Origin of the sequence: Profundibacter amoris, from assembly GCF_003544895.1 — a bacterium.
Classification (GTDB): domain Bacteria; phylum Pseudomonadota; class Alphaproteobacteria; order Rhodobacterales; family Rhodobacteraceae; genus Profundibacter; species Profundibacter amoris.
On sequence record NZ_CP032125.1, the window covers coordinates 3279583 to 3299822 of the forward strand.

At 59.9% G+C, this 20240-nt stretch carries 22 protein-coding genes; 8 read left to right on the forward strand and 14 right to left on the reverse strand.

The window, feature by feature from the left end:
- Positions 1-33 precede the first annotated feature (33 nt).
- Positions 34-1083 carry a dipeptidase gene (locus BAR1_RS16440; RefSeq protein ID WP_118944534.1) on the reverse strand — a complete coding sequence of 350 codons (1050 nt, stop codon included), beginning with the start codon at positions 1081-1083 and terminating at the stop codon, positions 34-36.
- A 126-nt stretch (positions 1084-1209) separates the two neighbouring features.
- On the opposite strand from BAR1_RS16440, the gene BAR1_RS16445 reads away from it, so the two are divergent.
- Complete coding sequence (locus tag BAR1_RS16445) at positions 1210-2115, forward strand: LysR substrate-binding domain-containing protein (protein WP_118944034.1); 906 nt, start codon at positions 1210-1212, stop codon at positions 2113-2115.
- Between the two features lie 127 nt (positions 2116-2242).
- On the opposite strand, the gene BAR1_RS16450 is transcribed toward BAR1_RS16445, so the two are convergent.
- Positions 2243-3571, reverse strand: coding sequence for an NAD(P)/FAD-dependent oxidoreductase (locus BAR1_RS16450; protein ID WP_228408596.1), 1329 nt, complete (start codon positions 3569-3571; stop codon positions 2243-2245).
- Positions 3537-4193, reverse strand: coding sequence for a carbonic anhydrase (locus BAR1_RS16455; RefSeq protein ID WP_118944035.1), 657 nt, complete (start codon positions 4191-4193; stop codon positions 3537-3539). Before BAR1_RS16455 ends, BAR1_RS16450 begins: the two co-directional genes overlap by 35 nt.
- A 153-nt stretch (positions 4194-4346) precedes the next feature.
- On the opposite strand from BAR1_RS16455, the gene BAR1_RS16460 reads away from it, so the two are divergent.
- The 3 genes from BAR1_RS16460 (at position 4347) to BAR1_RS16470 (ending at position 6975) form a co-directional block, all read left to right on the forward strand.
- Entirely contained in the window at positions 4347-4727 is a 381-nt protein-coding gene (locus tag BAR1_RS16460; RefSeq protein WP_118944036.1) for a hypothetical protein, read from the forward strand.
- Between the two features lie 71 nt (positions 4728-4798).
- Positions 4799-6184 carry a leucyl aminopeptidase family protein gene (locus tag BAR1_RS16465; RefSeq protein ID WP_118944037.1) on the forward strand — a complete coding sequence of 462 codons (1386 nt, stop codon included), beginning with the start codon at positions 4799-4801 and terminating at the stop codon, positions 6182-6184.
- Positions 6181-6975: a C40 family peptidase gene (locus tag BAR1_RS16470; RefSeq protein WP_228408598.1), complete on the forward strand. Its 795-nt coding sequence runs from the start codon at positions 6181-6183 to the stop codon at positions 6973-6975. Before BAR1_RS16465 ends, BAR1_RS16470 begins: the two co-directional genes overlap by 4 nt.
- A 144-nt stretch (positions 6976-7119) precedes the next feature.
- Here BAR1_RS16470 and BAR1_RS16475 read toward each other — a convergent pair whose 3' ends face one another.
- The 3 genes from BAR1_RS16475 to paaZ form a co-directional block, all read right to left on the reverse strand.
- On the reverse strand, positions 7120-7452 hold the full coding sequence (locus BAR1_RS16475) for a DUF2794 domain-containing protein (protein WP_118944038.1): 333 nt from the start codon (positions 7450-7452) through the stop codon (positions 7120-7122).
- 236 nt (positions 7453-7688) lie between these two features.
- The gene (locus BAR1_RS16480; RefSeq protein WP_118944039.1) at positions 7689-8477 is read right to left on the reverse strand and encodes a PaaX family transcriptional regulator C-terminal domain-containing protein; all 789 of its coding nucleotides are present in this window, start codon (positions 8475-8477) and stop codon (positions 7689-7691) included.
- Between the two features lie 112 nt (positions 8478-8589).
- Positions 8590-10617: a phenylacetic acid degradation bifunctional protein PaaZ gene (gene paaZ / locus BAR1_RS16485; protein WP_118944040.1), complete on the reverse strand. Its 2028-nt coding sequence runs from the start codon at positions 10615-10617 to the stop codon at positions 8590-8592.
- Between the two features lie 111 nt (positions 10618-10728).
- Between paaZ and paaI the strand changes: the two genes are divergently transcribed.
- Genes paaI through BAR1_RS16505 form a run of 4 tightly spaced genes read left to right on the forward strand, consistent with a single transcriptional unit; the run spans position 10729 to position 14258 of the window.
- Positions 10729-11160, forward strand: a complete 432-nt coding sequence (gene paaI / locus BAR1_RS16490; RefSeq protein WP_118944041.1) for a hydroxyphenylacetyl-CoA thioesterase PaaI — start codon at positions 10729-10731, stop codon at positions 11158-11160.
- Positions 11157-12347: a 3-oxoadipyl-CoA thiolase gene (gene pcaF / locus BAR1_RS16495; RefSeq protein ID WP_118944042.1), complete on the forward strand. Its 1191-nt coding sequence runs from the start codon at positions 11157-11159 to the stop codon at positions 12345-12347. The genes paaI and pcaF overlap by 4 nt, the downstream gene beginning before the upstream one ends.
- Positions 12348-12365: 18 nt before the next feature.
- Positions 12366-13667 (forward strand): phenylacetate--CoA ligase PaaK, encoded by a 1302-nt coding sequence (gene paaK / locus BAR1_RS16500; protein ID WP_118944043.1) that lies wholly within the window; start codon positions 12366-12368, stop codon positions 13665-13667.
- A gap of 3 nt (positions 13668-13670) precedes the next feature.
- A complete protein-coding gene (locus tag BAR1_RS16505) occupies positions 13671-14258 on the forward strand; it encodes a TetR/AcrR family transcriptional regulator (RefSeq protein WP_118944044.1) in 588 nt (195 codons plus the stop codon).
- Here BAR1_RS16505 and BAR1_RS16510 read toward each other — a convergent pair.
- The 8 genes from BAR1_RS16510 to ahbB (BAR1_RS16545) all read right to left on the reverse strand — a co-directional run bounded on the left by BAR1_RS16510 (position 14255) and on the right by ahbB (BAR1_RS16545) (position 20239).
- The gene (locus BAR1_RS16510; RefSeq protein ID WP_162891819.1) at positions 14255-14533 is read right to left on the reverse strand and encodes an I78 family peptidase inhibitor; all 279 of its coding nucleotides are present in this window, start codon (positions 14531-14533) and stop codon (positions 14255-14257) included. The genes BAR1_RS16505 and BAR1_RS16510 overlap by 4 nt on opposite strands.
- A gap of 95 nt (positions 14534-14628) precedes the next feature.
- Entirely contained in the window at positions 14629-14862 is a 234-nt protein-coding gene (locus tag BAR1_RS16515) for a hypothetical protein (protein ID WP_118944046.1), read from the reverse strand.
- A gap of 1 nt (position 14863) precedes the next feature.
- Positions 14864-15583 carry a CbiX/SirB N-terminal domain-containing protein gene (locus BAR1_RS16520; RefSeq protein WP_162891820.1) on the reverse strand — a complete coding sequence of 240 codons (720 nt, stop codon included), beginning with the start codon at positions 15581-15583 and terminating at the stop codon, positions 14864-14866.
- Positions 15567-17120 (reverse strand): nitrite reductase, encoded by a 1554-nt coding sequence (locus BAR1_RS16525; RefSeq protein WP_118944048.1) that lies wholly within the window; start codon positions 17118-17120, stop codon positions 15567-15569. Before BAR1_RS16525 ends, BAR1_RS16520 begins: the two co-directional genes overlap by 17 nt.
- On the reverse strand, positions 17092-18315 hold the full coding sequence (gene nirJ / locus BAR1_RS16530) for a heme d1 biosynthesis radical SAM protein NirJ (protein ID WP_118944049.1): 1224 nt from the start codon (positions 18313-18315) through the stop codon (positions 17092-17094). The genes BAR1_RS16525 and nirJ overlap by 29 nt, the downstream gene beginning before the upstream one ends.
- A 3-nt stretch (positions 18316-18318) precedes the next feature.
- On the reverse strand, positions 18319-18801 hold the full coding sequence (gene ahbB, locus BAR1_RS16535; protein WP_118944050.1) for a siroheme decarboxylase subunit beta: 483 nt from the start codon (positions 18799-18801) through the stop codon (positions 18319-18321).
- Positions 18798-19250 (reverse strand): Lrp/AsnC family transcriptional regulator, encoded by a 453-nt coding sequence (locus tag BAR1_RS16540; protein WP_118944051.1) that lies wholly within the window; start codon positions 19248-19250, stop codon positions 18798-18800. The genes ahbB (BAR1_RS16535) and BAR1_RS16540 overlap by 4 nt, the downstream gene beginning before the upstream one ends.
- Positions 19247-20239: a siroheme decarboxylase subunit beta gene (gene ahbB / locus BAR1_RS16545; protein WP_118944052.1), complete on the reverse strand. Its 993-nt coding sequence runs from the start codon at positions 20237-20239 to the stop codon at positions 19247-19249. Before ahbB (BAR1_RS16545) ends, BAR1_RS16540 begins: the two co-directional genes overlap by 4 nt.
- Between the last annotated feature and the right edge of the window lies 1 nt (position 20240).

The window sequence follows — 20240 nt, forward strand, 5'->3', positions numbered from 1 at the left end:
GTTACTCTTGCGGTTTTCCTGCTTCTGCCTTGGTTATTCTTTCCATGTTTTGTCCAGAACCCGCAGCCAGTTTTCATGGCACAGTTTCCGCATCAATGGTTCATCATAACCATGCGCCCGCATCGCGGCACGCAAATTGTTCAGACCGGCCACATCGGTGATCGCTTCGGGCACCCATGCACCGTCAAAATCCGACCCCAGACCAACGCGGTCCTCGCCCAGTTTCTCGATCATGTAATCCAGATGCCGCAGCATGGTGTCCAGCGGCGTATCCGGATCCATCTGCCCGTCCTCGCGCAGGAAAGCGCAGGCGAAATTCAGACCTACCATACCGTCACTTTCGGCAATCGCCGCCAGTTGTTTGTCGGTCAGGTTGCGGGCGTGGCTGGAAATGGCGTGGACATTGGAATGGGTCGCCACCAGCGGCGCGTCACTGGTTTTGGCAATGTCCCAGAAGCCGGCCTCGTTCAGATGCGAAAGGTCCAGCATGATGCCCAATTCATTGCACCGCTTCACCAGCCAAAAACCGGCCTCGGTCAGCCCGTCGCCAATGTTACCGTCAGACGGAAACCGGAACGGCACGCCGTAACCGAATATCGTATCGCGGCTCCAGACCGGCCCAAGCGATCGCAGACCGGCGGCATGTAGCACATCGAGCGTATGCAGCTCCGCGTCTATCGCCTCGGCCCCTTCCATATGCATGATTGCCGCCATCTGCCCACTGGCAAAACAGCCGCGCAGATCATCCACTGTGCGACAGATTTTCAGCGCACCCATTTCCTGAAGACGCAGAAGGATGGCGATCTCTTCCATAATCACCGGCAGCGCATCGGCTTGGGGCACAGGAGCAGGTAGCGGCACATCATATTGCGGCTGCTTCATCTCGTCGTATTTGTCGTCAAGCGATTTGCCGTTCAGGGGCGAGCGCACATAGAGCGCAAAGAAACCGCCGCCGAATCCGCCAATATTTGCACGCGGAATATCAATATGGCCATCGCGTCCGGTGACAAAGCTGCCGGCCTTGTCCATCCCGCCGTCGATCGTCAGTTTGAGCAGAACATCATTGTGCCCGTCAAATATCATCGGTTCATTTTGTTTCAGCAAAGAATCCCCCCAATAGATACAATACCTTAGCAATTGTTTTTCCGATAGCCATAGGTATGCCAATAAGATAAACTCATAGAGCAATGAATAAAACTGTAGGTACCTATGCGAAAATCCTGGCACTCCCTGTCTGAATATCAGGCCTTGCGCGCGATGATGGAGGGCAACACCACCGCCTCGGCCGCGCGGCGGCTGGGCCTGTCTCAATCGGCTGTGTCGCGGTCATTGACCAACCTTGAGGCGCGGATCGGTACAACCCTTTTTGAACGCGAATCCGGTCGGCTGGTGCCGACAAGCGCGGCGGTGCGGCTGAATTCGCGGCTGGATGCGCTGTTTCAGGCACTGGACAGTATCGACGGCCCCGCCGAAACCCCGCGTGAAAACCTGCGACTGATCGCGCCGCCGACCTTTGCCAACCAGTTTATTGTCGGGCACATAGCCAGTTTCATCAAAACCCATCCCGAGGCGTTTATCAGTCTGGAAATCGCCATTTCCCCCGAGGTCGTTGCCGGTGTTCAGGCCGACAATTACGATCTGGGAATTGTCGGGGTCGAACCGACCCGCGCAGGGGCCAAACTGATCCCGTTTCGCAAGGCCACGGCGGCGGTTGTGATGTCTCCGGATCACCCGCTTGCGGCACAAGCGGTGATCCGGCCGATGGATCTGGACGGGGAAAACCTGATCGGGTTCAACTACCGCCACGCGCGGCGGGCGCAACTGGACAAACTGCTGCTCGAGGTCAGGGCCTATCCAAAGGTGGTTGCCGAAGTTTCCAGCTCGACCGCCGCTATTGATCTGGTGCGGCTGGGTGTCGGGCTGGCCGTGGTCAACCCGTTCCCGTCGGTGCAGACATCGGCAGAGGGGGTGGTGTTCCGCCCCTTTGCCTCGGCGATTTCCTATCAGACCTATTTCGTGGCACCGGACCACCGGCCCCTGTCGCAAACCGCGCGGCATTTCCTGCGGCATGTGCGGCTGCATACGCCGAAAGACGCGTTTTCAGAAGCGGTGTAATTACAGCCCGAGACAGCCGGCAATCATGCGTTTGAAAACATTTCCACTAAACCGGTTTAGTAGTTCTATTCTGACATGCATTATTTATCATTATATCAATAAGATAAATAGGGTTTCCTGTTTGGATTTACACCCCGAAACGATCCATAAACGACTGCCAGCGCAACACGGCAGGCAGGAACCACGGCTTGCCATTGTAAAACGCCCGTGTCGGAAACTCCAACCCGTCCAGCGCCGTTTCCCCGCCCTTTTCACCCAGCATTTTCAACGCGGCCTTGTGCCCGAAATAGGTGGCCCGCCCCACACCGGACCCGCAATAGCCCATGACATAATGCACCCCGTCATGGCTCCCCAGATGCGGGGCGTAATCAAAGGTATAGGCGACCGTGCCGGACCACCCGTGCGTAATGCGCGCCTCTGCCAGTTGCGGAAATATCCGCAACATCAGGCGGCGCAGGTCGGGGACGTAGTGATCGGGCCGGTCGGCATTATCGAACGACCGCCCGCCGAACACCACACGGGTGCCATCGGGGGACGGGCGGTAATACAAAACCAGCCGCGAGGAATCGACAATACATTTCCCGTCAGGAAAGGCACTGCGGATCAAATCGGGCGCCAGTTGTTCCGTGGCAATGATCGCAGATCGAAGCGGCATGATCCGGCGATGAAAGAACGGCAGCTCGGGGCCGGAATACCCGTTGGTTGCCACCAGAACCTGCCCCGCCGAAACGGTTCTATCACCAATCCCCACCGCAAACCTGTCTCCGTCCCGCGTCACACCCGTGGCCCGTGCCGGTGCATACAGGTGCGCGCCCGCTGCGATTGCCTTTTGCGCCAACCCTTTGACGAATTTCGCAGGCTGCAACTGCCCATCCTCGGGATACACCGCCCCGCCATGATAAAAGTCACTGCCGATATGTGCCGACTGTTGCGCCTTCGGAACCATTTCAAACGCAAAGCCAACCGCCTTGGCCAAGGATTCGTTGCTGCGGGCGGTTTCCTCGTAATGGCGGGCGCGGCTGATCCCTTTGAACCGGCCCGATTCCGGCTGAATATCGCAATCAATGCCCTCGTCTGAAATCAGGGTTTTCAGATAGGTCAGTGACTCCATGGACTCGCGCAAGATCGCCGTCGCCTTGGCTTGTCCGAAAGCAGCCGTCAGCCCCGCCACCCCCAGCTTGTGAAACGAAGGTCCGATCTGTCCGCCATTGCGGGACGAGCAGCCATAGCCGATCATATCGCCATCAATCACGGTCACGTCCCGCCCCGCCCGCGCCAATGTCAGGGCAGCAGACAGACCACTATACCCGGCCCCGATGATCAGGGTCTCAACCGTCTCCGGCAGGGTTTGCGGATCAAGCGAAAGGCCCGCATCCGGCAATCCGGAACCGTCCCACCAATAGGGGCGGTTCTGTATCCCTTCAGACATCGACAAACATATCGGTTTCCGGGTCATAATTCTGCAACCCGCCTTCGCCGATATCATGCCACAGCCCGTGCAGGCTCAGGGTTTCACCCTCGACCGCGCTTTTGACAAAGGGAAATGTCAGCAGGTTTTCCAGCGAAATCACCACAGCCGCTTTTTCCAACTGACGCCGCGCTTCGGCTTCGTCATCAAGGTTCATATCCTTGACACGGTTATACCCGGGCCGCAGGATATCCATCCAGCGCCCGACAAAGCTGGACTTTTTCTCAAGCTCGGGCGCCTGTCCCGAACACATGTCATAACAGCCATTCACCCCCCCGCAATTCGAATGGCCCAGCACAATCAGATGCGCCACCTTCAACGAGGTCACAGCAAATTCCAGCGCCGCCGAGGTGCCGTGGTGATCGCCATCCGGCGCATAGGGCGGGACCAGATTGGCAATGTTGCGATGGATGAAAAACTCGCCCTGATCGGCACCGAAAATCGATGTTACATGCACGCGGCTGTCACAGCAGGAAATCACCATGGCGCGCGGACGCTGGCCCTCTTCTGCCAAATGGCGATACCAGACCTTGTTGTCAGCATAGGAAGTCGCCTTCCAACCTTGATAGCGTTTGGCTAGATAGTTTGGCAGCGGTTTGGCATATTCCATGGTGGCGCTCCTTATTGGCGTCTTGGTTTCTATCTAGATAGGGAGCATTTATCGGAATTTCGAGCTATTTCTGGTCTTGGCGGAAACCTTTTCTAAGGAACCTTTGGCGATGCTCTTGCGCGAAGTGGGGACATAGAACCGGAGGGTGAGGGCATGCAGCAAATAGCGGTGCTTGATATTGAAGAAAAGGTGCGGCTGGAATCCGACCGGCTGGTGGAATTATATGCACAACTGGGGGAAACCGGTGCGCAGGATGTGGTCTGTCGCGCGATGGAGGAGCTGGCCGTGCGACTGGCCCGCATTGACGAGGCATTTCGCACCTGCAAACTGTCCGCACTACACAAAGGTGCGAAGGGCTTGATTGGCATTGCCGAACAGGTCGGGATGCAACGGCTGGCTGATGTGGCACGGGATGTGTGCGCCTGTGCCGAGGATCCCGATCCGGTGGCGCTGGGGGCGACAATGGCGCGTCTGCAAAGGGTCGGGGACCGGTCATTGACAGCGGTTTGGGATTTACAGGATTTATCGGTCTAAACTGGTTGCGAACGGATAGGGCTGCGACTTAGGGTGTTCAGGAACCGAAATTCCGAACAAGGCCGCCAAACATGTCTGTAAAATTCGCCAAGGAAGAAACTCCTTCTATTCCGGTATATATCGTCGAAGCCGGCGGGTTCGACGACTGGTCTGCCAGCCAACCCGCATCTGTCACCGCGTGGCTCAAGGCCAACGGCTTTGCTGCCGCACTGGGCGAGGTCTGTCTGGTTCCGGACAAAACCGGCATGCCTGAAATGGCCGTGGTGGGTTACGGAAAGCCCGCCGCACGGGCGCGCGGGCGATTCCATCTGGCCAAGGCAGCAGCGGCTCTGCCTGCGGGGACCTATCATATCCAATCCGGTCTGGAAGGCGCCGCACTGGAAGAGGCGGCGCTGGGCTGGTTGTTGTCCGGTTACCAGTTCACCCGTTACCGCCAGCAAAAACCGAACAAGCTGCGCCTGAAAGTACCCGAAGGCATTGACGCTGCTCGGGTCGAGGCCATAGCAGCAGGCGAGGTTCTGACCCGGGACCTGATCAATACGCCGGCCTCCGACATGGGACCGCAGGAACTGGAAGACGCCTTTCTGGCGCTGGCGGCAGAACATGGGGCCAAGACGCAAGTGGTTATGGGGGATGATCTGTTAACGCAAAACTTGCCTATGATCCATGCGGTTGGCCGTGCCTCCGACCGCGCGCCACGTCTGCTGGATATGCGCTGGGGCGATGCAGGGCCAACGCTGACACTGGTGGGCAAAGGTGTGTGTTTTGACACCGGCGGGCTGAACATCAAGCCGGGCAGTTCGATGGGTCTGATGAAAAAGGACATGGGCGGCGCGGCCACGGTGATGGGGCTGGCGCATATGATTATGACGCTGGGCCTGAAACTGCGCCTGCGGGTGCTGGTACCTGCTGTGGAAAACGCCATCAATGGTTCGGCATTCCGGCCACAGGATATCCTGACCTCGCGCAAGAGGCTGACGGTGGAGGTGAACAACACCGACGCCGAGGGGCGGCTGGTGCTGGCCGATGCGCTGGCGCTGGCGGACGAAGACGTGCCGGACTGCCTGATCTCGATGGCCACTCTGACCGGTGCGGCACGGGTGGCCGTGGGGCCGGACCTTGCCCCCTATTACACCGATGACGACAGCATGGCGGCGATTCTGGCCGACAGTGGTGCGGCGGTGGCCGATCCACTGTGGCGGATGCCGTTCTGGGACCCTTACGAATCCATGATCGAACCCGGCATTGCCGATCTGGACAACGCCCCTGCCGGAGGTTTTGCCGGATCCATCACCGCCGCGCTGTTCCTGCGCCGCTTTGTCGATCAAACCCCGCGTTACGCCCATTTCGACATCTACGGCTGGCAACCCAATGCCGCCCCTGCCCGCCCCAAAGGGGGTGTCGGGCAGGGTGCGCGGGCGATCCTTGAGTCCCTGCCAAAGGTGCTGGACCTATGAGCGACCGCCGGACCTTGCCGGAAGAATTGCGCGACAGCGGAGAAGTGATGAGTGTTGCTGTGCCGCTGGCCGACCTGCGGGCGGCGCCGGACGGGAAACGCGACCGCCAGTTGGTCTATGGCGAGGATTTTCGCGTGGTCGAGGTGCACGGGGGCTGGGCTTATGGCTCTGCTGAAAAGGACGGTTATGCGGGCTATCTGCGGCTTGCCAATCTGGAAGCGCGGCGCGAGGCAACCCATTTCGTTTCGGTGCGCAGTTCCCACATCTACCCCGAGCCTGATTTCAAATCAGAAGCGATTGCTTCGCTTAGCTTCGGTTCGCGGCTGGAGGTTGTGGGCAAAGGTGAGCGTTTTGCAGAACTGTCCGGCGGCGGTTTTGTCCCCTGCCCGCATATCGCCCCTGTTGACCGGCTGTTCGATGACCCGATCGAAGTGGCCGAACAGTTCATGGGCGTGCCTTACTTGTGGGGCGGGAACAGCATCTGGGGGCTGGATTGTTCCGGACTGGTGCAGGTCGTATTGCTGGCCTGCGGGGTGGATTGCCCGGGGGACGCCGATATGCAACAGGACCGCGTTGGCGTGGCGATTGGTGACAATGTGAAACCGCAACGGGGGGATCTGTTTTTCTGGAAGGGGCATGTTGGCCTGATCCGCGATGAAAACACGCTGCTTCACGCCAACGCCTATCATATGGCCGTGGTGGACGAGTCTCTTGATCAGGCTATTGCGAGGATCGAAGCACAGGGCGACGGCCCGGTGACAGGACGACGGCGGCCGGTTTTTCCCGCGTAAATCTACACTAATATACTTGTAACCTATTGCTTTATATCAGAAAGTTTATACCCCGACATATCCATTAAACCGGTTTAATGGATATGTCGGGAATGTAAAAACCAGCAGATACCCCGCTGCCTGAAAACAAAAGAAAAACAGCAATCAGGTAACCGCGCGGATCAGCTTCTTTTCCAGCACCGCCAAGACGGTTTTCAAATCCGCACCACGTTTCAGGATACGCCCGTCCATCCCGACAACCGCATACATCCCCTGTTTATGCCGCAGCTTCGGGCGCTTTTCGATCCTATACAGCGGGTGTTCTGCAGTGTGCCGGAATACCGAAAACACAGCCAGTTCACGCAGGCAGGAAATACCGTAGTCACGCCATTCCCCCGCCGCCACCATTCGCCCGTATAGCGACAGAATCACACCCAGTTCCTTGCGGTCAAAGGCCACCTGTTGCGGGACGCGGGAAAAGGGTGTCGGGGCGTTCATAAGGAAACTTTGGCTCGTGAGCGCACGGAAATCAAGTCTGCCCCACTATTGCCCAATCATTTCCTTTGGGTTGCCTGATTTGATGGTGATAACTACCTTATAGCGAAATGCCGCGTCGGCGTTGCAGATTCATTGCCCCCATCAGCTCGTGATGCCGGCGCGGCTTTCGCAGTAAAACCCTGCCCTGAAAACGGGCGGGGTTTTTACTAAAGAGCGAATCCATTGGATTTGCTTTATTAAAAGCGATTGGAAAATCCGTGGCTATCGGGGGGCGTGGTTCCATCACCCACACCCAGCCATTTTTCCGAGGTCGGAACCAATGCGTTGTAAGCATCCGCAACCAGTTTGCGAGGGTTCGGAATTTCAGCATCCGCAGGCATCAGTTCCGCTGGAACATCAGGATAGCGCAGCACAATCCGGCGCCAGCGGTGGATTAGCAGCATCCGTGCGGCCATCGCATCCAGCGGGGTTAGCGCCAATCCGTCCAGCGCAGCAATGTCCGCCCCCAAAGCATTCAATGCGGCGCGGTGGTCGGGCGTCAGCACCCGTTCTGCGGCATGTTCGGGAAACGAGGTCAGCGTGCCGGTGATACAGATATGTTCGGGCATTTCGGTCGCACAATCTGCCGGAACCAGCCACAAATGGGGGGCGACAGAAATACCCTTGGCAGGGGTGGCCTTACCCCTTGCCATCACCCATTGCACCACCTTGCCATCCCGTGGGGCGGCGTAGATGTCGGCAGCGGCCTGGGTGATTTCCGCCTGACCGCTTTTGCTTAGCCGGTAGAAACTGTTACGCCCCTCGCGATCCCGCTGCACCCAACCATCGCTGGTCAGCCGCGAAAGGGCCGTGCGCAGGGCACCCGCCTCGATCCCCACCCGCTCCAGCAGTTCTTGCAAATGCAAGGTCGCGATGCGCCCGCCACGATGCTGCACAGCATCGCCGAATATGGTCACAACCAGCGACCAGACGCGGGGGCGGCCTTCGGCATGGAAGGCGTTTATCAGAGGTTCAATCGGATCCATTCCCCGCTGTTTATAGCGTTTCCAGTTTACTTTGAAACAGGAGTATCGCTTTTTGCGTTCAAGCCAAAGGCTTGAGGCAGCGAAAAGCGTTTCAGTGTAAACCGGAAATGCTTTAGCGGGAATAGGCCACCATCGTCAAAAGCTCATATTCCGCAACCTGATCACCGCGTTGATTATACAATGTCGCGTTCCAGCGGACTTCGCCGTATTCATCGGTGCGGCGGGTCTTGCGTTTGGCCGTCAGGCGGACGTGGATTTCATCGTCGGGGCTGACCGGTTGCTGGAAGGTCAGCGCGTTCAGACCGGTATTGGCCAGTACCGGCCCCGGATCGGGTTGCACGAACAGACCGGCGGCAAAGGACAATAGCAGATAGCCATGCGCGACCCGACCGGGGAAGAACGGGTTGGCCTTGGCGGCGTCCTCGTCCATGTGGGCATAGAATGCATCGCCGGTGAAATGGGCGAAATGCTCTATGTCCTCAAGCGTCACCTTGCGGGGATCGGTTGTGATGGTTTCGCCGATTTCGATTTCATGGAACGTGCGCTGGAACGGATGGCACGGCCCTGTCTTTTCTTTCGCACCGGAAACCCAGACCCCGCAAATCGCGGTCAGAATATCGGGGCTGCCCTGAATGGCGGTGCGCTGCATATAGTGCAGCACGCCACGGATGCCGCCCATTTCCTCGCCGCCACCCGCACGGCCCGGACCGCCGTGGGTCATATGTGGCAAGGGCGAGCCGTGGCCTGTGGCCTCTTTGGCGCTGGTGCGGTTGTTGAAATACAGCCGCCCGTGCCAATGCGCCGACGCCAGCGTGATGTCGCGGGCAATCTGCGGGTCATTGGTGATGACCGAGGCCACAAGGCTGCCCTGCCCGCGGTTCGCCAAAGCGGCCGCATGGGCGGTGTCGCGGTAAGGCAGGATGGTGGACACGGGGCCAAAAGCCTCGGTCGAATGAACCTGTTTCGCCGCATCCGGATCATCGCAGCGAAACAGCATCGGCGGCAGAAATCCGTGAGTGGGGTCTGCGCCTTGGGTGTCGAAATTGTCGGGGTCGCCATAAACCCGCGTGGTTTCGGTGCCGATCAATGCGGCCATCTCCAGCACATCGGCCTTTTGCGTGGCCGACACCAGCGCGCCCATTCGCACGCCCTCGGCTTCGGGATCGCCGATGGTGGTTTTCTCCAGCCGCGCCGATAGCGCCCCGATCACCGGATCCATCATCGCATCGGGCACGATCATCCGGCGGATCGCGGTGCATTTCTGACCGGCCTTGGTGGTCAGTTCGGTGGTCGCCTCGCGGATGAACAAATCAAACTCGGGGCAGTCCGGCGTCACATCCAGACCCATGATCGAGGCATTCAGACTGTCCTGTTCTGCGATAAACCGTGTGCCGTTTTCAATGATATTGGGCATCGAGCGCAGCGCCAGCGCGGTGCGGGCCGAGCCGGTAAAACTGACCACATCCTGCGGACCCAACCGTGACAGCAGATCACCGGTGCGCCCGATGATCAATTGCACAGCACCCTCGGGCAGCAGCCCGCTGTCCATCATGATACGCACGCAGGCTTCGGTCAGGAAACTGGTTTGCGTCGCAGGTTTGACGATGCAGGGCACACCGGCCAGCAGGGCAGGCGCCAGTTTCTCCAGCATCCCCCAGACGGGGAAGTTGAAGGCATTGATATGCACCGCAACACCGTGCAGCGGCAGGGCGATGTGTTGGCCCAGAAAAGTGCCGCCACGCGACAGTTGCTCGATTTCGCCATCCAGATAAACGTGGCTATCGGGCATTTCGCGCCGCCCTTTTGAAGCAAAAACGAACATCGTGCCGATGCCGCCGTCAATGTCGATCCAGCCGTCCTTGCGGGTGGCGCCGGTCAGCGGGTTCAGGGCGTATAGTTCCTCTTTGCGGCCATCAATATACATCGCCAGCGCCTTTAGCATCTTGGCGCGCTCATGGAATGTCATTGCCCGCAGCGCAGGGCCGCCCCGCGATGTGGCCCAGTCGATCATCCCCTGAAAATCCAGCGCCGCCCCGCCTGCCCGCGCGATGGCAGCACCGGTGACAGGGCTGTTCAGAATGGCGGCATCCCGTGCGGGGGCGACCCATTGACCGGCGGCATAGCTGTGTGGCTCTAGCATCGAATTCTCCTTGTCCAACGCGGACCAACTTACAGATTCGGGCGCGCATTACAACACTATTGACCGCGCGGTCGGTTTTATGCAAGTTGACATGTAGGGAGGACGCGCAACATGACACCACAGGAACGCGCCGAGAAAAGCGCCGCCGCGATGTGGGCCGATGACGGGGCATCGCAATGGCTGGGCATGTCGCTGGATCATGTGGCGCCGGGGGCGGCAGTTCTGTCGCTGGAAATCGGGCCACAGCATCTGAACGGCCACGGGATGTGCCACGGCGGCATCATCTATGCGCTGGCCGACAGCGCCTTTGCCTTTGCCTGCAACAGCTATAACCGGCAGGTGGTGGCGCAGCAGAATTCCATCACCTACCTGTCCCCCGGCCAATTGGGCGAACGGCTGACCGCCACGGCACGCGAAGTGGCATTAAGCGGGCGATCGGGTATCTATGACGTATCGGTCACCGCCCCGGACGGGCGTGTGGTGGCGGAATTTCGCGGCGGATCACGCCAGATCAAAGGCCAGCATTTCGAGGAGACGACATGAACCAAGCCTATATTTGCGAGGGTATCCGCACCCCGATTGGCCGCTACGGCGGGGCGCTGTCATCGGTGCGGCCCGACGACATGCTGGCCCATGTGATGCGCCACATCACGGCGGGCAGGGATATGGCGATTGACGAGGTGATCGCCGGTTGCGCCAATCAGGCCGGCGAGGATAACCGCAATGTCGGGCGCATGTCGGTGCTGCTGGCAGGGCTGCCGGTGGACGTGCCCGCGGTGACGGTGAACCGGCTGTGCGGTTCGGGCCTTGATGCAGTCGGCATGGCTGCGCGGGCGGTGAAATGCGGCGAGGCCGAGCTGGTGATCGCGGGCGGCGTGGAAAGCATGAGCCGCGCCCCTTTGGTCCAACCCAAACCCGACGCCGCCTTTTCACGGCGGGCCGAGATTTACGATACAACCATTGGCTGGCGGTTCGTGAACAAGGCATTGGCGGCACAATACGGCACAGATTCCATGCCGGAAACGGCGGAAAACGTGGCCGAGGAATTCAACATCTCGCGCGCCGATCAGGATGCCTTTGCCCTGCGCTCGCAGGAACGGGCGGCGGCGGCGATTGCCTCGGGCCGTCTGGCGCAGGAAATCGTGCCGGTGACAATCCCGCAGCGGCGCGGCGATGATGTGGTGGTGGACACCGACGAGCACCCCCGCGCTACCACGCTGGAAAAACTGGCCAGCCTGCGCACCCCGTTTCGCGACGGCGGCAGTGTGACAGCGGGCAACGCGTCCGGCGTGAATGACGGGGCTTGCGCGATGATTATTGCGTCGGAAGAGGCCATTGCAAAATACGGCCTGACTCCCAAGGCGCGGATCATCGGGATGGCCACCGCCGGGGTTGAACCCCGCATCATGGGCATCGGCCCCGCACCGGCCAGTGAAAAACTGCTGACGCGACTGGGGCTGTCGATCAACGATATTGACCTGATCGAACTGAACGAAGCCTTTGCCGCGCAGGGGCTGGCCGTTCTGCGCCGCCTTGGCCTGCCGGATGATGCCGATCATGTAAACCCGAACGGCGGTGCGATTGCGCTGGGCCATCCGCTGGGCATGTCCGGCGCGCGACTGGCACTGACGGCGGCGATTGAACTACAAAACCGGTCTATGAACCGCGCGCTTTGCACCATGTGCATCGGGGTTGGCCAAGGCATTTCGCTGGTCATGGAACGGGTCTGAGAAACAGGGAGCGAACAGATGAAAGATTTGACACCACGGCGCGAGGATCTGGAACCGATCGAGATCGCCTCGCGCGATGAAATTGCCGCGTTGCAACTGGAGCGGATGAAATGGTCGCTTCGTCATGCCTATGACAATGTGCCGTTCTACCGCAAATCATTCGATGATGCCGGTGTGCATCCCGATGATCTGAAAACCCTGTCCGATCTGGCGAAATTTCCCTTCACCCTGAAACAGGATCTACGCGACAATTACCCCTTCGGCATGTTCGCCGTGCCGCGTGAACAGATCAACCGCTTGCACGCTTCAAGCGGCACCACCGGCCAGCCAACCGTTGTTGGCTACACCAAACGCGACATCGACACATGGGCAACCGTCGTTGCGCGCTCGCTTCGGGCCAGCGGCACGCGACCCGGTGATGTGGTGCATGTGTCCTATGGCTACGGGTTGTTCACCGGCGGGCTGGGCGCGCATTACGGCGCCGAGAAACTGGGTTGCACCGTGGTGCCCGTGTCCGGCGGCATGACCGAACGTCAAGTGAAACTGATCGAGGATTTCGGCGCCTCGACCATCATGGTTACACCGTCATACATGCTGTCCATTCTGGACGAATATAACCGTCAGGGCCGCGACCCGCGAAAAAGTTCGCTGAATGTCGGCGTTTTCGGGGCCGAGCCATGGACCAATTCCATGCGCGAGGAAATCGAACAGGCGTTCGATATGCACGCCGTAGACATTTACGGACTGTCCGAGGTGATGGGGCCGGGTGTGGCCAATGAATGTGTGGAAACCAAAGACGGGCTGCACATCTGGGAGGATCATTTCTACCCCGAGATCATCAACCCCGACACCGGCGAAGTGGTCGAGGATGGCGAGCTGGGCGAGTTGGTGTTCACATCCCTTACCAAAGAGGGCTTTCCGATCATCCGCTACCGTACCCGCGACCTAACCCGCCTGCTGCCGGGCACCGCACGGTCCATGCGCCGGATGGAGAAAATCACGGGGCGCACCGACGACATGATCATCCTGCGTGGCGTCAATATCTTCCCGACCCAGATCGAGGAACAGTTGATGACCGTCACCGCCCTGTCGCCGCATTTCCAGATCGAACTGCTGCGCGAGGGGCGGATGGACCAGATGATTATCCATGTCGAAGCCGCCGAAGGGGCCAGCGATCCTGATGCCGCCTGTGCCGAATTGCAGAAAAAGATCAAACGCAACGTCGGGGTATCCACACGGGTCACACTGGCCGAAATCGGCGGGGTGGCCCGCAGTCAGGGCAAGGCGGTGCGCACAATCGACAACCGGCCCAAAGGATAAGCGATGCCACGCGGAATAGCACACGACCACAGCGAAAAACGGGCCGCCATCCGCAAAGGGGCGGCGGCCTATTTCGCCGCACATGGCTATGATCGGGCGTCAATGACCGGGGCGGCGAAACACTGCGGCGTATCCAAAGCGCTGATCTATCACTACTATGACAGCAAAGAAGCGCTGTTGTTCGACATCCTGAACAGTCACCTGACCACGCTGGTGGAAACGGTCAAGGCGGTGGAAACAGGGCCGGAATACCTGCGCCGCCTGATCCACGCCATTTTGCAGAACTACCGCAACGCCGATGCCGAGCATAAATTACAAGGCGACGCGCTGGATACCCTGCCCGACCCCTTGCGCAAACCGTTGCTGGGCCTCCAGCGGCGGCTGGTTGATATCATGGGCAAGGCGCTGCAACAGGCCTCGCCGGGTACTCTGACCAACTCAACCCGCCTGCGCCCCGTCACGATGACGGTATTCGGTATGCTGAACTGGTTCTACATGTGGCACCGCCCGGGCAAGGGGCTTAGCCGCGAGGAATATGCCGATCTGGTCACGGATATGGTGTTGAACGGGGTTAAGGGGCTGTCGGATTAACCACACCAGACGCGGATGATGATGCCCTTGTTGTCCAGATCCAGATTCATGCGTTTCGGGTTGTATTCCTGCGTTATCAGCATACCGGGCCGGATCACCCGCATGGGTCCGGGGAATGTCATAGCTGCCAGAACGTCAACAGATTGCCCGACCAGATTGCTGTCGGGGCCGCCCCCGCAGGCCGTTGTGTCTTCGGTAGGTTGATCAATTGGCGGATCGGGCGGGATTTCTGTGCAGGCGGCAAGACCGACAAAAGTAAGAATGACAAAACGCATATAGGAACCTCCGGAAAACAATAATGTGCTGATAATGCAAGCGTGCAGGTGCGTTATGCAATAGCACGTATAAATACGTCCTGAAACCGGCGAAATTACCCGTCGGCCTCGTCCAGCAGGCGGCGGACCCAGCGGGCGGCAAGCCATGTGACAGGGATGGCCAGCGGCAGACTGATCAGCACCGACATGGCGGGCGACAGGGCCGGCAGGCCGATCCGTTGCCATGCCAGCGACAGCATGAACAGGTTGACCGCCACCGCAGCCATCACGAACACATACAGGTACAGGCCCAGTTTCAGCAGCGAGGGTTGCGCAGGTTTTTCGCTCATCTCAGGCGGCATCCTTCTGGCGGTGGTTCTGGCGCAGGGATTGCGCGATCAGGTCGGGGATTTGCGGGGCAAGGCCCAGCGGTCCCAGAGCGATACCTTCAAATCCGGCGCTGACAAGGGCAGCGGGTATATCCTGACGCACATGGTGGCCATTGGCGGCAAAGAACGGCAGGCACAGGGTGCGGGGGCCAAGGTTCTTGGCCACTTTGGCCAGCAAGGGCGTTTCCTCGACAAAGCCAAGGCGGATGTCGGCGAAATGCGTAACCTTGCCTAGAACAGCGGCAAAGTGGCGGGCGGCGCGGGCAGGGTTGGGGCTGTGCTGCCCGCCGTGGGCGGCAATCAGCAGGCGGGTTTCGCGGGCGTTCCAGTCCAGATCATGCAGCCGGTCGGTCAGGATATCGGCCGCCAGAAGTGGCAGGTTTTTATCCAGTCCCAGCGGCGGCAGGACAGATCGCCCGTGCTGCAACAAACGGTCCGGCAGGGCGGTGCCGGTGAACCAGCCATCGGCCATGAACAGAGGATAAATCGCGGCAGTCGGGTGTTGTTCCAAGGCCTGCTCCAACGCACCCCTGGCCGCCATCGTGGCACTGGTGATGGTCCAGCGGGGCAGGTGCTGTGCCACCCGCCCGGCCACGTCGCGCAATGCCTGTTCGGCAGGTGCGGGATCGGACGGCTGCCCGTGTGCAACGATGATCGCCGCCGGTTTAGTGGCTGGTGCCATCCGAAAAGCTGATTTTGTTCCAGACATTGTATTTCCCCGAAGGTTTGCGCATCGGCAGGCGTTTGACTTCCTGCAAGGTGGCGGCATCGTAAACGATCACCGCGCCGTCGTCTTCCCAGATCGACACCAGCGCGTATTTGCCATCCTTTGTGAACTCTACATGCGCCACGGTTTTGCCCGGTGCAGGGTTCAGGGTTTTGATGATCTCCAGCGTCTGCTTGTCGATCACATGGATTTCATCCTTGTGCGGGCCAAAGAACACATCGGCCCAGACATAAGGCGAATTTTCATGGCTGCGCATGAAAAAACCGGGGCCATCGGTTTTGATGGTTTTGACCAGTTTCCATGTCTGCATGTCGATCACCGAAATAGCGGCGTCTTTCAGGTGTGGCGTGGCCATCACGCGGCGACCGTCACGCATCCAGGAAATACCCGACCCCAGATGCGGCATTCCGCCCAGCGGCAGGGTGGCGATTTCGCGTCCGACGGTCATGTTGACCACCACGCCCTTTTCACTGGCCCGCGCCGCACCGATCAGAAAGCGGTAATCGGGGCTGAAGAAGAAGTCGTCCAGCGGTTCATTCAGCATGATCCGTTTGCGGGCAAACAGCCCCTTTGAGGAGGGCAGCGCCTCGATCATGCCTTTTTCGTGGGAATGGACATAGCCCTCGTAAACCGGGGCTGCGTTCGGGTCGGTCGCCACCTGCCAGATTTCCGGCGTGTCTTTCAGTGCCAGAACAAAGGCGTCATGTCTGGGGTCCTGATAAACGGCGGACACGCGCGACGGGGTGCCGTCACGGCCCACAACGTCCATCACCTTTTCCACTGTCAGATTATCGGTGGACAGGATGGTCAGCGTCATCGGCAGGTAGTTGGCCACGGCAAGGTGCTTGCCGTCCTTGGACATGGCGATATTGCGGCTGTTCACACCGGCCCGCACGCGTCCCACTTCGTGCAGCGCCCAGATATCGTATTTCTGCACCCAGCCATCGCGGGACATGATGAACACATAGCGGCCATCGGGGCTGAATTTCGGCCCGCCATGCACGGCAAAGGGGGTGGGGAAGCGGTCCAGAACCTCGAAGGTGTCACCATCCAGCACGCTGACATGGTGGTCGCCGGTTTCCACCACCAGCGTGATGTTCATCGGGTCGGAAGACCATTGCGGCGCATCCACGGGGGTATAATCATCGCGCATTTCGCGGCTGGCAGTGATGTCATCCGGTCCCCAGTCGGGCACCTCGGCCAGCGGGGTTTTCAGGTACTCGGCAATGGCGGCGATTTCTTCTGCGCCAAGCACATCGCTATAGCCTTGCATCTGGGTGGCAACACGCCCGTTGCTGATAACATCCACCAGTTTTGGGCCATACATCCGGTGCAGGGTTTGCGGGATCAGCGCCGGACCTGTACCCCCAAGGCGGGTTTCGGCGTGGCAGGCGGCACAGTGTTCATTGTAAAGCGCCACCGCATCGGGTGCGGCAAGGGCCGCATGGGCGGCAAACAGCAGGCTACTGGCTAAAATCATGCGCCGGATCATGGCTTTTCCCCCGAAATGTTGTGACAGTCACGCGGTCGGCATCGGTCCCCGCAACGCCGATTTCTTTGGCCCCCAGATAACAGGCCGGATCTTCAGCCCATGGATCGCCGGTCAGTTGCAGCGCACGGATACGGGTGTTGCCGCCGCACACATCCTTATAGGCACAGGCCCCGCAACGCCCCTTTAACGGGCGCGGGCGCTGGCGCAGGGTGGCGAGCATCCTGTCACTGCCTTGCCACAGTTGCGAAAAGGGCACATCCTTGACGCTGCCCACGGTGTAATCGGACCAATAGGTATCGGGGTGCACATCGCCCTGCGTGTCGATATTGGCCACGCCAACGCCCGAGGAATTGCCGCCCCATGCCTCAAGGTGCGACCGCAAATGCGCCACCTGATCGGCGCTGAACCGTTCCTCGGCCCAGCGCAGGAAATAGACCGCATCGGCATCGTTGTTGCCGGTGACAATATCCAGCGGCACCCCGCCGTTTACCCCGTTCCAGGCGCGATCAATCAGCATGTCCATCGCTGCGCGGGTGCGTTTATGGGCGGTGTCCTCGCCACGGTTTTTGTCACCACGCCCTGCGTAAACCAGATGGGAGAGGTAGAATTTATCCACTCCCTCGTCCTCGCAAAGCTGCAATAGCTGGGGAAGTTGTTCAGCGTTATCCTCGGTGATGGTGAACCGCAAACCCACCTTGATGCCGCGTTTCTTGCATTCGCGCACGCCGGTCAGCGCCTGATCGAACGCCCCGTCCTGCCCGCGAAACCAGTCATTGGTTTTGCCGATGCCGTCGATCGAGATGCCGACATAATCAAAGCCGATCTCGGCCACTTTGTCCGCCGTTGCCCCGACAATCCGCGTGCCATTGGTGGACAGCGCCAGATAACGGACCAGTTGCCGCGCGCGTTTGGCCAGATCAAACAGATCACCACGAAGCAGCGGCTCGCCGCCCGACAGGATCAGCGCAGGCAGGCCCATACCGCCCAGATCTTCCAGCACATCGCGGGCTTGCTCGGGGGACAGTTCGCCGGGGAAATCCACATCGGCAGACACGGTGTAACAGTGGCGGCATTTCAGATTGCAGCGGCGCGTCAGGTTCCAGATTACCACGGGTTTGACAGCACCTGTGCCGCGACGGCTGCGCACGGGCGTCGGATCAACCAACTCGCGCATATATTGGGACAGTCGGAACATCGTCTAACCTTTCCCCAGCCGCAGGCCGGTTTTCTTTAGAATTCGGGTGGAATAGAGAATGTCATCGCTACGCAAAGCATCCCCCAGCAAGGCGCGGATTTCGGCGCGTTTGGTGGCGACCTCGTCACGGGTTTTGCCATGCACCATCGCAAACAGGTTATAGGGCCAGTCGGGCAGCGCGCGGGGGCGCAGGTAGCAATGGCTGACAAAATCCAGCGTGCCGATTTGCGCACCAAGGTTCAGCGCCACAGCGTCTTCAACATCCCAGACCGTCATGCCGTTGGCCACCATGCCCAGCGCGTAATGGTTCGGGGCGACGGCGATGCGGCGGATCACGCCACTGTCCTGCATGGCTTGTAGTCGTTGCATCACCTCGGATTCGTCCAGCCCCAGACCCGCCGCAATTGCGGCATAGGGTTCTGGCACCAGCGGCAGGCCGGATTGGGTCGCTTCGATCAGCCGGCGGTCTGTGGTGTCAATGCTCATGCCGCCACCCGAAAGCCGATGAAGAATTCATGCTCTTTGGGAAATTGCAGAACGGTCAGGCCGGTCTCTGCCTCGATCCGCTTTGCCACCTCGCCAATCCCCGCCTCGGTTTCGGTGGCCAGCACGAACCACATGTTCAGGGCATGGTCGCGCTCGTAATTATGTGCAACCTCGGGGTGGGCGTTGACCAGATCGGCCACGCGGTCAAAATCACCTTCCGGCACCTGCATGGCGCACAGGCAGAATGCCCCGCCCATCGCGGCGGCGTCATAGAAGGGGCCGAAACGGGTGATCAGGCGGGTTTCTTTCAGGCGGGCAAGGCGGGTGATCAGGACATCTTCCTCCAGCCCCAGTTCGGCAGCCACATCGGCAAAGGGGTGCGGGGTGATCGGGAACCCCTCTTGCAGCCGGTTCAGGATGCGGCGGTCGGTATCGTCCAAAGCAGTCATTGTGCGGCCTTTCTGCTGTGGGCGATCATCGCGCCGGTTTGCTTGAAACAATGGGTGGAAAACAGAACCTCGTGTTTCACCCCCTGCAATTCCGGCAATTCGGTGGCGCGGGTCAGGGTGTCCATGGCCTCGTGCCGGCTGCGGGCGTGGATCATGCAATAAAGCGTATAGGGCCAGACATCGGGCACGGTCTGACGCTGGTAACACAGCGTCACGCCGGGCAGGGCGGCCAATGCCTCGCCCGCCGGAATGATCCGGTCCACCGGCACCTGCCAGACCACCATCGCGTTTGAACGCCAGCCCAGCGCGCGGTGCCGCAGGATTACACCGACGCGGGTCAGGTAACCAGCATCCGACAGGCGGCGGATACGGTTCAGCACCACGGTTTCGGACAGGCCCAGATCATCGGCCAGCATCGCGAAAGGATGCGAAACCAGCAACAGGCCCTGCGTTAGTGCCTGCATGATCAGCCGGTCTGTGCCGTCCAGCGACAGGGTTTTGCGCAGGCCCCCGTCTGGTTTATGCGCCTTGGGGTTTTCCAGACTGAACCCCAGATCAATGTTGAACGCCCTTAGTAACGGGAAGCCAAGCACCGGCAGACCGCTGGCATTTTCGATCCGCTCCAGCGACGCCTGTAGCGCCGCATCATCCGGCGCGGTGGCGACGAACCACAGGTTCAGCCGGTGTTCCCGCAGATAGGAATGGTTCACGCCCTCTTCCGCACCGACAATCGCGGCCACTTCGTCCAGCCGTTTTTCCGGCACGGCAATGGCGGCTAGCGTGCTGGCGGCAATGGTGTTGGGGCGGATGGTGGCGCCAATGCGGCTGATCGCGCCGGCCGCTTTCAACCGGTCAAGGCGGGTGATCACCTGATCCTCGTTAAGACCAAGCACCTGCCCGATGCTGGCAAACGGGCGGGACACCAGCGGGAAATCCCTTTGCCATTCATCGAGCAGGCGTTGGTCAACCGGATCGGGTGTGTGAGCCATA

What these genes read in the sequence shown, in the direction of transcription:
- paaZ (WP_118944040.1), bottom strand. Translation starts at nt 10,617, where the DNA reads ATGCTAGAGCCACACAGCTATGCCGCCGGTCAATGGGTCGCCCCCGCA.
- BAR1_RS16520 (WP_162891820.1), bottom strand. Translation starts at nt 15,583, where the DNA reads ATGGCACCAGCCACTAAACCGGCGGCGATCATCGTTGCACACGGGCAG.
- BAR1_RS16455 (WP_118944035.1), bottom strand. Translation starts at nt 4,193, where the DNA reads ATGGAATATGCCAAACCGCTGCCAAACTATCTAGCCAAACGCTATCAA.
- BAR1_RS16460 (WP_118944036.1), top strand. Translation starts at nt 4,347, where the DNA reads ATGCAGCAAATAGCGGTGCTTGATATTGAAGAAAAGGTGCGGCTGGAA.
- BAR1_RS16465 (WP_118944037.1), top strand. Translation starts at nt 4,799, where the DNA reads ATGTCTGTAAAATTCGCCAAGGAAGAAACTCCTTCTATTCCGGTATAT.
- BAR1_RS16445 (WP_118944034.1), top strand. Translation starts at nt 1,210, where the DNA reads ATGCGAAAATCCTGGCACTCCCTGTCTGAATATCAGGCCTTGCGCGCG.
- ahbB (WP_118944050.1), bottom strand. Translation starts at nt 18,801, where the DNA reads ATGAGCATTGACACCACAGACCGCCGGCTGATCGAAGCGACCCAATCC.
- BAR1_RS16525 (WP_118944048.1), bottom strand. Translation starts at nt 17,120, where the DNA reads ATGATCCGGCGCATGATTTTAGCCAGTAGCCTGCTGTTTGCCGCCCAT.
- BAR1_RS16475 (WP_118944038.1), bottom strand. Translation starts at nt 7,452, where the DNA reads ATGAACGCCCCGACACCCTTTTCCCGCGTCCCGCAACAGGTGGCCTTT.
- BAR1_RS16540 (WP_118944051.1), bottom strand. Translation starts at nt 19,250, where the DNA reads ATGACTGCTTTGGACGATACCGACCGCCGCATCCTGAACCGGCTGCAA.
- paaK (WP_118944043.1), top strand. Translation starts at nt 12,366, where the DNA reads ATGAAAGATTTGACACCACGGCGCGAGGATCTGGAACCGATCGAGATC.
- BAR1_RS16510 (WP_162891819.1), bottom strand. Translation starts at nt 14,533, where the DNA reads ATGCGTTTTGTCATTCTTACTTTTGTCGGTCTTGCCGCCTGCACAGAA.
- paaI (WP_118944041.1), top strand. Translation starts at nt 10,729, where the DNA reads ATGACACCACAGGAACGCGCCGAGAAAAGCGCCGCCGCGATGTGGGCC.
- BAR1_RS16480 (WP_118944039.1), bottom strand. Translation starts at nt 8,477, where the DNA reads ATGGATCCGATTGAACCTCTGATAAACGCCTTCCATGCCGAAGGCCGC.
- BAR1_RS16515 (WP_118944046.1), bottom strand. Translation starts at nt 14,862, where the DNA reads ATGAGCGAAAAACCTGCGCAACCCTCGCTGCTGAAACTGGGCCTGTAC.
- BAR1_RS16470 (WP_228408598.1), top strand. Translation starts at nt 6,181, where the DNA reads ATGAGCGACCGCCGGACCTTGCCGGAAGAATTGCGCGACAGCGGAGAA.
- nirJ (WP_118944049.1), bottom strand. Translation starts at nt 18,315, where the DNA reads ATGTTCCGACTGTCCCAATATATGCGCGAGTTGGTTGATCCGACGCCC.
- BAR1_RS16505 (WP_118944044.1), top strand. Translation starts at nt 13,671, where the DNA reads ATGCCACGCGGAATAGCACACGACCACAGCGAAAAACGGGCCGCCATC.
- BAR1_RS16450 (WP_228408596.1), bottom strand. Translation starts at nt 3,571, where the DNA reads ATGACCCGGAAACCGATATGTTTGTCGATGTCTGAAGGGATACAGAAC.
- pcaF (WP_118944042.1), top strand. Translation starts at nt 11,157, where the DNA reads ATGAACCAAGCCTATATTTGCGAGGGTATCCGCACCCCGATTGGCCGC.
- BAR1_RS16440 (WP_118944534.1), bottom strand. Translation starts at nt 1,083, where the DNA reads ATGATATTTGACGGGCACAATGATGTTCTGCTCAAACTGACGATCGAC.
- ahbB (WP_118944052.1), bottom strand. Translation starts at nt 20,239, where the DNA reads ATGGCTCACACACCCGATCCGGTTGACCAACGCCTGCTCGATGAATGG.